At 60.7% G+C, this 12,348-nt stretch carries 12 protein-coding genes; 5 read left to right on the top strand and 7 right to left on the bottom strand.

What is annotated here, in order from left to right; translation table 11 throughout:
• Window positions 1-123: 123 nt before the first annotated feature.
• On the top strand, window positions 124-579 hold the full coding sequence (locus GTF44_RS09365; RefSeq protein ID WP_171560699.1) for a hypothetical protein: 456 nt from the start codon (window positions 124-126) through the stop codon (window positions 577-579).
• Here GTF44_RS09365 and GTF44_RS09360 read toward each other — a convergent pair.
• From GTF44_RS09360 to dusB, 5 genes are all read right to left on the bottom strand, one after another.
• Complete coding sequence (locus GTF44_RS09360; protein ID WP_171560702.1) at window positions 576-1,973, bottom strand: sigma-54 dependent transcriptional regulator; 1,398 nt, start codon at window positions 1,971-1,973, stop codon at window positions 576-578. The two genes, GTF44_RS09365 and GTF44_RS09360, sit on opposite strands and share 4 nt — an antisense overlap.
• Window positions 1,973-4,222 (bottom strand): ATP-binding protein, encoded by a 2,250-nt coding sequence (locus tag GTF44_RS09355; RefSeq protein WP_367383396.1) that lies wholly within the window; start codon window positions 4,220-4,222, stop codon window positions 1,973-1,975. Before GTF44_RS09355 ends, GTF44_RS09360 begins: the two co-directional genes overlap by 1 nt.
• A 102-nt stretch (window positions 4,223-4,324) precedes the next feature.
• Entirely contained in the window at window positions 4,325-5,695 is a 1,371-nt protein-coding gene (locus tag GTF44_RS09350) for a sigma-54 dependent transcriptional regulator (protein ID WP_171560705.1), read from the bottom strand.
• A 21-nt stretch (window positions 5,696-5,716) separates the two neighbouring features.
• Entirely contained in the window at window positions 5,717-6,787 is a 1,071-nt protein-coding gene (locus GTF44_RS09345) for a nitrogen regulation protein NR(II) (RefSeq protein WP_171560708.1), read from the bottom strand.
• On the bottom strand, window positions 6,784-7,770 hold the full coding sequence (gene dusB, locus GTF44_RS09340) for a tRNA dihydrouridine synthase DusB (protein WP_171560710.1): 987 nt from the start codon (window positions 7,768-7,770) through the stop codon (window positions 6,784-6,786). The genes GTF44_RS09345 and dusB overlap by 4 nt, the downstream gene beginning before the upstream one ends.
• Before the next feature lie 181 nt (window positions 7,771-7,951).
• On the opposite strand from dusB, the gene GTF44_RS09335 reads away from it, so the two are divergent.
• The 3 genes from GTF44_RS09335 to GTF44_RS09325 are packed head-to-tail and all read left to right on the top strand — an operon-like array spanning window position 7,952 to window position 10,082.
• Complete coding sequence (locus tag GTF44_RS09335; protein ID WP_171560713.1) at window positions 7,952-9,118, top strand: bifunctional 2-C-methyl-D-erythritol 4-phosphate cytidylyltransferase/2-C-methyl-D-erythritol 2,4-cyclodiphosphate synthase; 1,167 nt, start codon at window positions 7,952-7,954, stop codon at window positions 9,116-9,118.
• Entirely contained in the window at window positions 9,115-9,603 is a 489-nt protein-coding gene (locus GTF44_RS09330) for a phosphatidylglycerophosphatase A (protein ID WP_171560715.1), read from the top strand. Before GTF44_RS09335 ends, GTF44_RS09330 begins: the two co-directional genes overlap by 4 nt.
• The gene (locus GTF44_RS09325) at window positions 9,600-10,082 is read left to right on the top strand and encodes a CinA family protein (protein ID WP_171560717.1); all 483 of its coding nucleotides are present in this window, start codon (window positions 9,600-9,602) and stop codon (window positions 10,080-10,082) included. Before GTF44_RS09330 ends, GTF44_RS09325 begins: the two co-directional genes overlap by 4 nt.
• Here the strand turns inward: GTF44_RS09325 and GTF44_RS09320 are convergent.
• Window positions 10,067-10,522, bottom strand: coding sequence for a type II toxin-antitoxin system RatA family toxin (locus GTF44_RS09320; protein WP_171560719.1), 456 nt, complete (start codon window positions 10,520-10,522; stop codon window positions 10,067-10,069). The two genes, GTF44_RS09325 and GTF44_RS09320, sit on opposite strands and share 16 nt — an antisense overlap.
• A 79-nt stretch (window positions 10,523-10,601) precedes the next feature.
• Here GTF44_RS09320 and hpt point away from each other — a divergent pair, with 79 nt between their 5' ends.
• Window positions 10,602-11,138, top strand: a complete 537-nt coding sequence (hpt, locus tag GTF44_RS09315) for a hypoxanthine phosphoribosyltransferase (RefSeq protein ID WP_145208946.1) — start codon at window positions 10,602-10,604, stop codon at window positions 11,136-11,138.
• Window positions 11,139-11,164: 26 nt separating this feature from the next.
• Here hpt and lipA read toward each other — a convergent pair whose 3' ends face one another.
• Window positions 11,165-12,118 carry a lipoyl synthase gene (lipA, locus tag GTF44_RS09310; protein WP_145217108.1) on the bottom strand — a complete coding sequence of 318 codons (954 nt, stop codon included), beginning with the start codon at window positions 12,116-12,118 and terminating at the stop codon, window positions 11,165-11,167.
• Between the last annotated feature and the right edge of the window lie 230 nt (window positions 12,119-12,348).

Raw genomic sequence — 12,348 nt, 5'->3', positions numbered from 1 at the left:
GAGACGCTCTGCATGGCATGCCGGGCGCGCGGCGTCAATTGATGCCTGCGTAAGGGGCCGGTCATTGAATAACATGCATGGCAGGGCATAGACTTCGCGTATCATTTGAAACGGGGTGACAAGATGCGTTTGGCGATTGGCTTTGGTATGGTCTTGGCGCTCTCAGGCTGCTTCGCAATCGACACCTATTATGCCGAAGGGGTCAGCATCGCCACGCGAGACCGCGACATTGCGATTTGCGAACGCCAAGCGATGCAGGACTATCCTGTTTTGCGCGACATCCGGCGCACGCCCCGGGTATTTCACCCCGGTCGCCAGGTGTGCGACAGCAATGGAAACTGCGTTTTGGAGCCGGGATATTGGACCGGTGGTGAAACCTATACGGTCGACCTGAACCGCAACCCGCGCGCGCGTGCTGTGGTCGGCTGCATGGGCGGGCGGGGCTATACGCTTCTGTCGCTGCCAGTGTGCAACCTCGATGGTCCGGTGGCCGCGTCCACGGTGATGCCGACGCTGACCTCCGAGACCTGTGTGGTCAACCGGCAGGGCATCGGCGCCTTGGTGCTGAACCCGAGCTAGCTTTCTTCAACTTGGGCGACCCGCGCACCCGACTTGTTGGTCGTCACGACGCCAAGCGATTTCAGTTTCCGGTGCAGTGCGCTCCGCTCCATGCCGACGAAGCTGGCCGTGCGAGAGATATTGCCACCAAACCGATTGATCTGCGCCATCAGGTAGTGCCGTTCAAACAACTCGCGCGCTTCGCGGAGCGGCAAGGTCGTCAGCCCGGCCGACAGTGCGATATCCTCTTCTTCAGTCGGCCCGTCGCCCTGCCCCGGCAGATCGCGCGCCTCTATCGGTCCCGTGCCATCGCCAAGGATCAGCACCCGCTCGATGACGTTTTTCAACTGCCGCACATTGCCGGGCCAGCGCATGGTTTGCAGCATCGCTTCCGCATCCTCGCCCAAATCGCGGAGCGGCAGCCCCTGATCCGCATTGAACTGAGCTATAAAATACTCTGCCAACAAGGGGATATCCTCGCGCCGGTCTTCCAAGCTCGGCACGTCGATTGGCACCACGTTTAGCCGGTGATAAAGCTCTTCTCGGAAATTGCCGGCATCGATCTCATTCTGCAGATCCCGGGTTGTTGAGGAAATCACCCGCAGATCGACACGCACTTTGGCGGTACCGCCGACACGGGTGAAGCTTTGATCGACCAAGACGCGCAGGATTTTTGACTGCGTCCCAAGCGGCATATCGGCGACTTCATCGAAATAGATCACCCCGCCATGGGCCTGTTCCAACAAGCCCTGCTCCACCCCGCGCTCACCGGATTCGCGGCCAAACAAGACTTCTTCCATATGGTCCGGCTGGATCGAGGCGGAACTGACCGTGACGAAGGGCGCATCGGCCCGGTTCGACTCGCTGTGGATATAGCGCGCGGCCACTTCTTTGCCCGCGCCCGCTGGCCCGGCCAACATCACCCGACCGTTGGATTTGGTGACCTTATCAAGCTGACCTTTGAGAGCTTTGAACGCCGCGCCCTGCCCGATCATCTCGGCCGCTTTGCCATCCTGACGACGCAAGGCGGAGTTTTCCCGCCGCAGCCGCGAGGTCTCCATCGCCCGGCGGATCACGACCATCAATTGGTCGATATTGAAGGGCTTTTCGATGAAATCATACGCGCCCTGTTTGATTGCCGCGACGGCGATCTCGATATTGCCATGGCCCGAAATGATCACCACCGGCACATCTGGGTTATCACGTTTCACATGTTTGAGAATGTCGATCCCATCCATGTTGCTGTCTTTCAGCCAGATATCGAGCACCATCAGGCCGGGGGGCTCGCCATTCAACTCCGCCATACACTCATCGGAATTGGCGGCCATCCGGGTGGAATACCCTTCGTCTTCGAGAATATCGCAGATCAACTCGCGGATATCGCGCTCGTCATCGACAACCAGAATATCAGACATTATTTCTCTTCCTCTTTATCCAAATGACGCGGCAGGACGATCTTCGCCATAGCGCCACGATGGGCGCCCTCGGCAAAGGGTTCCGCGTCCAGCAGCTCCAAAACGCCGCGATGCTCTTCGACAATCTTTTTCACTATTGGCAGGCCGAGCCCGGTGCCCTTGTCGCGTGTTGTGACATAAGGCTCGAACAGTTTTGCCCGGTCCGGTGGCAAGCCGACGCCGTTATCGCTGATGGTTATCATCAGCTCTTCTTCGGTGGCGGACAGTGTCACACGCAAACGCGGTTGATAGTCCTTGGGCGCACCTTTTTCTATAAATGTTTCCGTGGCTTCTCCGCCATTCTTCATTAAATTTGTGAAGGCCTGACCCATCATCGTCGCATCGACTTCCGCAACGAAAGCTCCTTCCGGAATCTCGACCTCAAACCGTACATTGGGCTGACCGGCTTTCTGCAAGGTCACGGCGTCGCGCAGCAGTTTGGCGACATCTTCGGTGCGGGTTTCCGGCTCCGGCATGCGGGCGAATTTGGAGAATTCATCAACAATGCGCCGTAAGTCATTGGTCTGGCGAATAATCACGTCTGTATATTGCTCAAGATCACCGGCATCCTCCCCCAGTTTTGGGCCGAACTTCCGCCGTACGCGTTCTGCCGAAAGCTGTATCGGAGTCAGCGGGTTTTTTATCTCATGCGCGATCCGTCGCGCAACATCGCCCCATGCGGCCATCCTTTGCGCGCTGACCAGATCGGTCACATCATCAAAGGCCACCACATAGCCTTCCAGCGCGCCGTCGGTGTTGCGCCGCGTCGCCATTCTGACCAGTAAGCTCTCAAGTTTGCCGCCTCGGGCCAGTTTGATTTCTTCTTGGATTGCCTCCCCACCTCGGTCTTGTAGTCGGCGTAACAGATCAGCAAATTCCGGCACCGCGATGGACAGGGTCAGCCCGTGATCGCGTTGTTCCACCATGTCCAAGAGCCGCAGGGCCGAGCGATTCATGAAATCAACCCGGCCTTGCGCGTCAAGCCCGATCACACCCGCGGTGACCGATGACAGCACGCTATCAAACAACCGGCGGCTTTCCTCGGTCGCGCTGTTCTGCTCAACCAGCGTATCGCGCTGTCCCTTGAGCTGCCGGGTCATCTGGTTGAACAGTCGCCCTAACATCGCGATCTCATCGTCGCCGCGTTCCTCAACCACGCGGACATCCAAATCCCCCTGCCCAACCCGTTGCGCGGCGCTGGCAAGCCGCCCGACGGGGCGCGATAACCGCTCGGCGAACCACAGCCCAAGCCAGATTGCCGCAAGAATGATAATCAACGCAAAGCCCAGATATAGCAGGCCAAATCCGAACAGGACCCGGCCCCGCTCGCTTTCCAACTGGCGATAAAGCTGCACGGTCTGTTGCGTATCATCGAGAAGCGAAATGATCTGCCCGTCGACCTCACGGCTCACATAGAGGTAGCGATCGACAAACGCGGTGAGTCGCAGAAGTGCGCGAAATTCATTGACGGTTCGGTCTTCGATGATGACGAGCTCTCCTTCCGCGGCGCGGGCCAGATCGTCCGGGTTCGGCTGCTCGAAATCGAACAGGTAACTCCGCTCGCCGCGGACCCGTAACTCACCGCCGCCATCGACAACGAAGGCCTCGCGCAGCCCGCGCTGGATGCGCGATTGCCCCTGACGCAGAAATTGACCCAATGTGCCATCCGACATGAACGGCGTCGCCTGCCGGTTCAGGTTCAGATACGCGGCCAGCGCGACCGCATCGGCGGCCAGGTCATCCCGATGTTCCTGCTGATACGCTTCGGCCGCATCGACAGAATTGCCAAGGGCGGAGGACACGCGCTCCGAGAACCACCCTTCCAACCCCATATTCACCGTGATCGTTGCGAAAACCGCGACCAGGATTGTCGGCGATAAGGCCACCAGCGCAAAAACACCGGTCAGCCGCAAATGCAGCCGCGACCCGGCAGAACGCGCCCGGCGCGCAGCCACCATCCGGGCGACCTGGCGCGAGACAAGCGCCGCGACGACCAAGATATAGACCATATTGGCCAGAAGGATCAGGCGTAGCGCGGGGGAATCGGCCACCTCGCCCAACGGGCCCAAAACCAGGAAGGTGGCGAGCGCCAGAACGGGCCCCAAAATCACCAACCCAAGCGTACCCGCACTGCGCAGCCGACGGCGCTGGCGCAGGTCTAACAGCCTGGTGATGGGGGATTTTGCCGCCCCATTCGCGGGTAACCGCACCGCTCAAGCCCCCCTTTATCTGGGGCCAAAACATCGCCCCGCCGCTAAACCTTGAAATCCCGGGCGCGGATGTTTCCCTTTCGCCACGGCACTGTTGCGGTTTTACATCAACTTGCGGCGGCGTGTCACGCGAATATCCAGGTCGGTGATCTTCTTTCTGAGCGTATTGCGATTGATGCCGAGAAGATCGGCGCATTTCGCCTGATTTCCGCCGGTCGCCTCCAACGCAATCTCGATCAGCGGCGCTTCAACCTCGCGCAAAATCCGGGTGTAGAGACCCGGCGGTGGCAGGACCCCGCCATGCAGATCGAAATAGCGCCGCAAATGTTTGGCGACCGAGGCTGAGAGCTTGTCACCCTCGCCACCACCCATGAGCGGCTCAATGGCGGGCTGGTTGCCCAAAACCGCCTCAACCTCGGCCTTGGTGATCTCTTCGACCTGGCTCGTGATCGTCAACCGGAGAATGCAGTTTTCAAGCTGCCGTACATTTCCGGGCCAGGAATAGGCGCGCACCAAATCCACCGCATCCGGGGCCAGGCGACGGATCGGCCCGCCCTCTCGTTCCGCACGGGCAAGGAAATGCGTGACCAGAAGCGGAATGTCCTCCACCCGCTCGCGCAAACTGGGCACCGTGATCGTGACGCCGCCGAGGCGATAGAACAGATCTTGGCGAAACGCGCCGCTCTCCATCTTCTCCATCAGGTCTTTTTGGCTTGTGGCCATCACCCGCGGCGCGCCATCGCCCATCGCGTCCAGCATGCGCACGATCTTGGCCTGCGCCTCTTCGTTAAGATCGCCGACTTCATCGAACAAGATCGACCCGCCGCGCGCCCTGGCCAAGATAGATGACGGGCCATCTATGCCGTCCAGATCCGCCGCCGCGGCGACGACAAATGGTAGGGTTCGCCGGTCCGAGAAATCATGGATCGCGCGGGCAATCAGGCTTTTGCCCGTGCCGCTTTCGCCGGTGATCAAGACCGGCAGTTCGGTGTTCATCACCCGCGCGACCAGCCGATAAAGCGCCTGCATCACCGCCGTCCGCCCGACCAAAGGCAAGTCGTCTTGCCCGCCGGTTGGCGCTTCGGTTGGCTTTGCCGCGGGCGCGCGGCGCTTCTGATCCAGCGCACGCGCCGCGCGTTTCATCAGATCCGGCAAATCGAAGGGTTTCGGCAGATAATCATAGGCTTCGGCTTCGGTCGCCTGGATCGCGGTCATGATTGTGTTCTGCGCCGAGATGATGATCACCGGCAGGCCCGGCCGCTGCTCGGTGATCTGCGGCAGTGTGTCCAGCCCATTACCATCGGGCATCATCACATCCGAGATCACCAGATCGCCTTTGCCCTCGTCGACCCACCGCATGAGCGTCATCAAGCTGGACGTCGCATGGACCTTGCACCCGGCGCGGGTCAACGCCTGCGTCAACACGGTGCGGATGGTGCGATCATCATCGGCGACAAGAACGGTGCCGTCCATTTCGTTACTCTCCTGCAGGGGTCATGGGGCGCTGTCTTTCGGCGCAATGGGAAGGGACACGCGAAACACGGTGCGGCCGGGAACCGACTCAACCGCGATCCAACCATCGTGATCGGCAATGATTTTAGAGACCAGAGCGAGGCCAAGCCCGGTGCCGTTTTCTCGGCCCGATACGAACGGCTCAAAGATATCGGCGGCGACGGCCTCCGGAATGCCTGGGCCGTCATCGATAATCTCAACTTGCAAAGGCACGGCCCCGCCAGAGCCATCCTTGCGCCGAACCTTCAGGCTCAGTTCATAAAAGCTGCGCAGTTTCAGCGTGCCGCCAGACTTGCACGCTTGCGCCGCGTTTTTAAGGAGGTTCTGAAAGACTTGCTGAAGTTGGTCCGGGTCCGCCCAGGCCGGAGGCAGCGACGGATCATACTCATCTTCCAGCGTCATATGCGCCGCGAACCCAACCATTGCCGATTTGCGCGCCCGGTCGAGCACATCATGGATATTCACGGGCCTGCGGTTGGGTGGGCTGAGATTGCCGAACTCCTCCACCTGGTCAAGCAGTTTCAAGATACGCCGCGTCTCGGCCACGATCAGATCGGTCAATTCCCGGTCTTCACCGGTCGTGTGCATCGAGATCAGTTGTGCGGCCCCGGTGATCCCGGCCAGCGGGTTCTTGATCTCATGGGCCAGCATTTCGGCCATGCCGATCGCCGATTTCGCCGCGGATTTCGACGACATCGCGCGGTCAAGCCGCCCCGCCAGTTCGCGGCTCTCCAAAAGCACCAGCACATGGTCTGGACGGTCAACCAGAGGCGCGATTTGCACGTCGCAATTGACTGGCTTCTTGCTGCCGGTTCCGACATCGACCGTATTCACAAAGAGCGGTGCCTGGCCGCTTCGGACCCGCGCAAAAGCGTCTTCCAAAGGCGCATCGACAAAGATCTTGTCCCAGACCGGGTGGCCCTTGAGGTTCTTCCGCGACGTATTGAGAAAGCTTTCGGCGGCCGGGTTCACGTCCCCGATCTGATCGTCGGCGTCCAAAATCAAAGCCGGGATCGGAAGGGATGCCCAAAGCGAATTGGTCCAGGCGGTCATGCGGCCTGCCTCGCGGGATCCGATAGTATCGCCTCGGGCAAGCGCGCAATCACATCGCGTGGGTCCTGCGCCGTCAAGATGGACCGGCGCAAGGGGGCCGATGTCTCGACCCCGTCCATATACCAACCGAGATGTTTTCGTGCGACGCGCAGGCCCAGATCAATGCCATAGAACCGCAGCATCTCATCATAATGACCCAGCACCATATCAACCAACTCCGCGCCCTGCGGGATCGTTGGCGCGGCGTTCCCAAACAACTCCGCGCCAATCAGCGCCAATTGCCAGGGCCGCCCCTGTGCGCCCCGGCCCACCATCACGCCATCGGCCCCGGAGGCCGCCAGCGCCGTCCGCGCCGTGGCGCTGTCCAGAATGTCGCCATTGGCAATCACCGGGATCGAGACGGCATCTTTCACCGCGCGGATTGCGGCCCAATCTGCCTCGCCTTTGTAAAACTGGCACCGGGTGCGACCATGGATCGTGATCATCTGAATGCCAGCGGCCTCGGCGCGCCGCGCCAGTTCCGGCGCGTTCAGACACTCATCGTCCCAGCCCAAGCGGGTTTTGAGCGTGACCGGAACCTCGACGGCGCCAACCACCGCTTCGATCAACCCGACCGCATGATCCAAATCGCGCATCAATGCGGACCCGGAATAGCCATTCACGACTTTCTTGGCCGGGCATCCCATATTGATATCGACGATCTGCGCCCCCTGCCCCTCGGCAATCCGCGCCGCCTCGGCCATCCAGAACGCCTCACGACCGGCCAGTTGCACGGCGGTATTGGCCTGACCAAAGCCAAGCTCGGCCCGCGCCCGAACGCTAGCCTTTGCCTCGACCATCTCCTGGCTCGCGACCATTTCCGAGACCACAAGCCCGGCCCCAAAACCTTGGACCAAATTACGAAACGGCAGGTCTGTGATCCCGGCCAAAGGGGCCAAGATTACCGGGGGGCACAATGCCCGGCCTGCCAGGGAAACGGTCAAATGCTCAATCCTTGTGCAATCAGCTTCTGAAATAGGGCGACCTCGCCGCGAGGGCAAAGAAAACACTGCGGCTCTGCCATAGCTTGCCGATACCTGCCTAAAAATTAGGCATTGCGCCGCAGGATTGGCCAGCGTGGTTACGAATATTGTATCGTAGAGGCTTTCGCCCTATCAGACTTGCATGACGGATTCCGCCTCAAACCCGCCCCGACCAACTGCCAGTGCCGTGCTCGTCGCGGCCGGGCGCGGCACACGGGTTGGCGGAGAAATCCCAAAACAATACAAAGCGTTGCGTGGCGAAGCTGTTCTAGCCCGCACGATCCGCGCCTTTGATCGCCATCCTGCCGTCGCAGAGATCATCGTCGTCAGACACGCGGATGACGGCGCATTGTTCGAGGCCGCCTGCCCAGAGACCGAGACGCCACTCGTCGATGTGCTCGGCGGTGCAACTCGGGATGCCTCGGTCCAGGCCGGTCTCGCGGCCGCCGGCTATGATCTGGTTCTGATCCATGACGCGGCCCGGCCCCTGGTCAGCGCGGCGGTCATTGATGGCGTGCTGACCGCCCTTGTCGATCATGATGGGGCCGCACCGGGCCTTGCGGTGACAGATGCGCTCTGGCGCGGCGCAACCGAAGTGGACGGGACCGAAGATCGCACCGGGCTTTGGCGCGCCCAGACCCCGCAAGGCTTTCGCCGCGCCGCCATCTTGGCCGCCCATGCCGCCCATCCGGGCGGCGCCGCCGATGATGTGGAGGTTGTGCGCGCCTCTGGCTTGCGTGTGGCGATCACGCCCGGCGATGAGGCGAACCTGAAGCTCACCCGCCCCGAAGATTTCGCCCGTGCCGCAAAGATGATGGAGACGCCGCCCATGGATATTCGCACCGGCAATGGCTTCGATGTGCACCGGTTCGGCCTGGGCGATCACGTCATGCTCTGCGGCATCGCTGTGCCGCATGAACGCGGCTTGCAAGGCCATTCCGATGCCGATGTGGCGCTCCACACTGTGACCGACGCGATCTATGGCGCGCTGGCCGAGGGCGATATCGGTACGCATTTCCCGCCTTCCGATCCGCAATGGAAGGGCGTGGCGAGCCATGTTTTTCTGACCCATGCGGTTGAAATGGCCGCCGCGAGGGGCTTCACGTTGACCCATGCCGATCTGACCCTAATCTGCGAACGGCCCAAGATCGGGCCTCATGCAACGGAGATGCGGACCGAATTGGCGCGGCTCTTGCGCGTGGATCTGGAGCGGGTATCGGTCAAGGCCACCACATCGGAAGGGCTCGGGTTTACCGGGCGTGAAGAAGGAATTGCAGCCATGGCAACCGTAACCTTGGTGGCGACATGACCCGGATGATCGCGACCGTTTTTGGCATTGGCCATCTCCGCCCCGCCCCCGGCACCTGGGGCAGCTTGGCCGCCCTTCCGCTGGCCTATGGTCTTCATCTCTTAGGTGGGTTCTGGCTTTTCTTCTTATCCACGATCATCGTTACCGGCCTGGGCTGGTGGGCGACGCAGCAAGAAATTGTGGGCCAAGAAGACCAAGATCCATCCGAGATCGTGATTGACGAAGTTGCGGGCCAATGGATCGCGCTTTGGCCGGTCTCCTTCGGGGCGATGTTCGCGAATGTCGATATGCTGCAGCTCTGGCCCGGGATTCTGACCGCCTTCGTGGTTTTCCGATTGTTCGATATTCTCAAACCCGGCCCCGTCGGATGGGCGGATGGCCTTGAAGGGCCGACCGGCGTAATGCTTGATGATGTCATCGCAGGCTGGTTGTCGGCCCTGGTGGTCGCCGTTCTGGCAGCGGTGGCCCACCTGGCGCTGATATGAGCGCGGAGGCGGTCCTCCAAGCGTTCAAGGCGCGCGGGTGGATGCTGGCCACCGCCGAAAGTTGCACCGGCGGGCTGATCGCGGGCGCGATCACCGATATCGCCGGCTCTTCGGCCGTCCTGGACCGGGGCTTTGTGACCTATTCCAATCGCGCGAAGATCGAGATGTTGGGGGTGCGCCCTGGCACGCTCGACCGCTTCGGCGCCGTTTCGGAGCAGGTGGCGGCCGAGATGGCGACTGGCGCATTGGCGCGGTCCAGCGCCGATGTAGCGATTTCAGTCACGGGCATCGCCGGGCCCGGCGGCTCAGATCATAAGCCCGAAGGGCGCGTCTGCTTTGGTTTGGCGACGAGCACCAGTGTCACAACCGAACAGGTCGACTTCGGGGCTTTGGGTCGCGCCGAAGTGCGTGCCGCGAGCGTGACCCATGCGCTCGCCCTTGTTCTCGAGGTCGTGACCCGCGATCATCCGGCCCCGTAAATCTCAGCCGCGCGGGTCTCAAATGCGCGCACGATTCGAGTCATCGCTTCATGGAAAAACATCCCTGCCGCGCCTTGCAGCAGCCGGTTCTTAAACTCGAAATCGACCTCAAAATGCACCTCGCACCCGCCATCAGAGTCGGCGAAGCGCCAGCAAGACATCATGTGCTTAAACGGGCCGTCGATATATTCGGTATCGATCCGGCGAATCTCGGGCCTCAGCGTGACCTTGGACCCAAACCGTTCGCGGAACATCTTAAAGCCAACCACCAAATCGGCGAGCATCACCTCGCCCGTGCCGTCGGTCAGCGGTGAAACGGATCGGATACGGGCCGCCGTTGTCCAGGGGATGAACTCTGGATACTTGGCCACATCGGCCACCAACGCATACATCTGATCGGCGCTATAGGGCAGTTGGCGGGTCTCGGAATGGCTTGGCATCTGTGGCTTTTAACTTTCTTTTCGTCGGCGTCATGTCGTAGAGTTCGGCGCAGAAATCAAGCCATGAGGCGGGGGCAGAATGGCGCAGCGGGCCTATGAAATCGACATGATGATCTCGGCCAAGGCGATTGCGGCGCGGATCGAAGACTTAGCGCGCGAGATCGAGGCGGAGTTTGCCGGGACCGACAAACTGATCCTTGTCGGACTTCTCCGGGGCAGCTTTGTCTTTATCGCCGATCTGGTCCGCGAGCTGGATTTGCCAGTCGAAATCGACTTTCTGGAAGCGTCCTCCTATGGGAACAGCACGGAAAGTTCACGTGAGGTTCGAATATTGAAAGACCTGCGTGGAGAGATTGGCGGCCGCGATGTGCTGGTGGTCGAAGACATCGTCGATACCGGCCACACGTTGAACCATGTGACGACATTGCTGGCCTCCCGCGAGCCGCGCACGCTTAAAACCATCGCCCTGCTCGACAAGCCAACCCGACGCGAGGTCGACATCAAAGCCACCTGGACCGGGTTTGAAATCCCTGATGAATTTGTCGTCGGCTATGGCATCGATTACGCGCAACGCAATCGCAACTTGCCCTATATCGGCAAGGTCCGGTTTGTCTAATCCGAAGCGCGGCGCCGGTGAGCCACCTAAGCTTTCGCCAAAGCCGCCTCGCGCGCCGCGCGCAATTGCGCGAAATCATCACCCGCATGGTAGGATGACCGGGTGAGCGGCGTGGCCGAGACCATCAAGAAGCCTTTGCCATAAGCGGCTTTCTCATAGGCTTTGAACTCTTCCGGCGTCACAAAGCGGTCCACCGCGTGGTGTTTCGGCGTCGGCTGCAGATACTGCCCAATGGTCAGAAAATCGATATCCGCCGCGCGCATATCTTCCATCACCTGCATCACGGCCTGTTTGTCTTCGCCCAAGCCAACCATGATGCCGGATTTGGTGAACATCGACGGATCGAGTTCCTTGACCCGCTGCAACAGCCGCAGCGAGTGGAAATAGCGCGCGCCGGGCCGGACCTCCGGATAGAGACCAGGCACGGTTTCCAGGTTGTGGTTGAACACATCCGGCTTGGCGGCCACGACCACCTCAAGCACCGCAGGATCACAGCGCAGGAAGTCCGGCGTCAGAATCTCGATCGTGGTGCCGGGTGCCTGGCGACGAATGGCGCGGATCGTTTGGGCGAAATGCTCCGCCCCGCCATCTTCGATATCGTCGCGATCGACCGAGGTGATGACAACATGGTTCAGCCCGAGCTTCTTGACCGCGTCGGCAACCCGGCCCGGCTCAAACACATCCAAGTCTTCCGGCGGCTTGCCCGTGGCGATGTTGCAGAAGGTGCAAGCCCGGGTGCAGACCTCGCCCATGATCATCATCGTCGCGTGGCCTTGCGACCAGCATTCGCCAACATTTGGACAGCCCGCCTCTTCGCAGACCGTGGTCAGCTTATGCTCGCGCATGATCTTATGGGTTTGCTTATATCCCTCGCCCACCGGGGCCTTCACCCGAATCCAATTCGGCTTCTTCGGTTGCGGGTTATCGGGGCGCCGCGCCTTCTCGGGATGGCGCTGCTCAGGGATTTTCAGGTCGCGCATCGGGGTCTCCGTCACGGAATGGTTTAACGTTAAATAACCCCGATAGGCCACAATGTAACCTGTCAATCTGGCACAGGCGGCCTGCATCAGACGCAAAGCTGACGTGGCAGAAGCTGCTTCATGAGGATTGACGGGTTTGTTTGCGGTCAAATCCGAAAGAAATCGTACATGGTCGTTGCCGCAAATCTGTTCAGCGCCACCTCTCGGCGGGCGCTGGTCCCCGACGACCG

The sequence above is a fragment of the Roseobacter sp. HKCCD6576-2 genome, from assembly GCF_013179285.1.
Lineage (GTDB): Bacteria > Pseudomonadota > Alphaproteobacteria > Rhodobacterales > Rhodobacteraceae > Rhodophyticola > Rhodophyticola oceani.
This window is presented reverse-complemented; position numbering and strand designations above follow the sequence as displayed.

What these genes read in the sequence shown, in the direction of transcription:
- GTF44_RS09365 (WP_171560699.1), top strand. Translation starts at nt 124, where the DNA reads ATGCGTTTGGCGATTGGCTTTGGTATGGTCTTGGCGCTCTCAGGCTGC.
- GTF44_RS09320 (WP_171560719.1), bottom strand. Translation starts at nt 10,522, where the DNA reads ATGCCAAGCCATTCCGAGACCCGCCAACTGCCCTATAGCGCCGATCAG.
- GTF44_RS09330 (WP_171560715.1), top strand. Translation starts at nt 9,115, where the DNA reads ATGACCCGGATGATCGCGACCGTTTTTGGCATTGGCCATCTCCGCCCC.
- GTF44_RS09360 (WP_171560702.1), bottom strand. Translation starts at nt 1,973, where the DNA reads ATGTCTGATATTCTGGTTGTCGATGACGAGCGCGATATCCGCGAGTTG.
- GTF44_RS09345 (WP_171560708.1), bottom strand. Translation starts at nt 6,787, where the DNA reads ATGACCGCCTGGACCAATTCGCTTTGGGCATCCCTTCCGATCCCGGCT.
- hpt (WP_145208946.1), top strand. Translation starts at nt 10,602, where the DNA reads ATGGCGCAGCGGGCCTATGAAATCGACATGATGATCTCGGCCAAGGCG.
- GTF44_RS09335 (WP_171560713.1), top strand. Translation starts at nt 7,952, where the DNA reads ATGACGGATTCCGCCTCAAACCCGCCCCGACCAACTGCCAGTGCCGTG.
- lipA (WP_145217108.1), bottom strand. Translation starts at nt 12,118, where the DNA reads ATGCGCGACCTGAAAATCCCTGAGCAGCGCCATCCCGAGAAGGCGCGG.
- GTF44_RS09325 (WP_171560717.1), top strand. Translation starts at nt 9,600, where the DNA reads ATGAGCGCGGAGGCGGTCCTCCAAGCGTTCAAGGCGCGCGGGTGGATG.
- GTF44_RS09350 (WP_171560705.1), bottom strand. Translation starts at nt 5,695, where the DNA reads ATGGACGGCACCGTTCTTGTCGCCGATGATGATCGCACCATCCGCACC.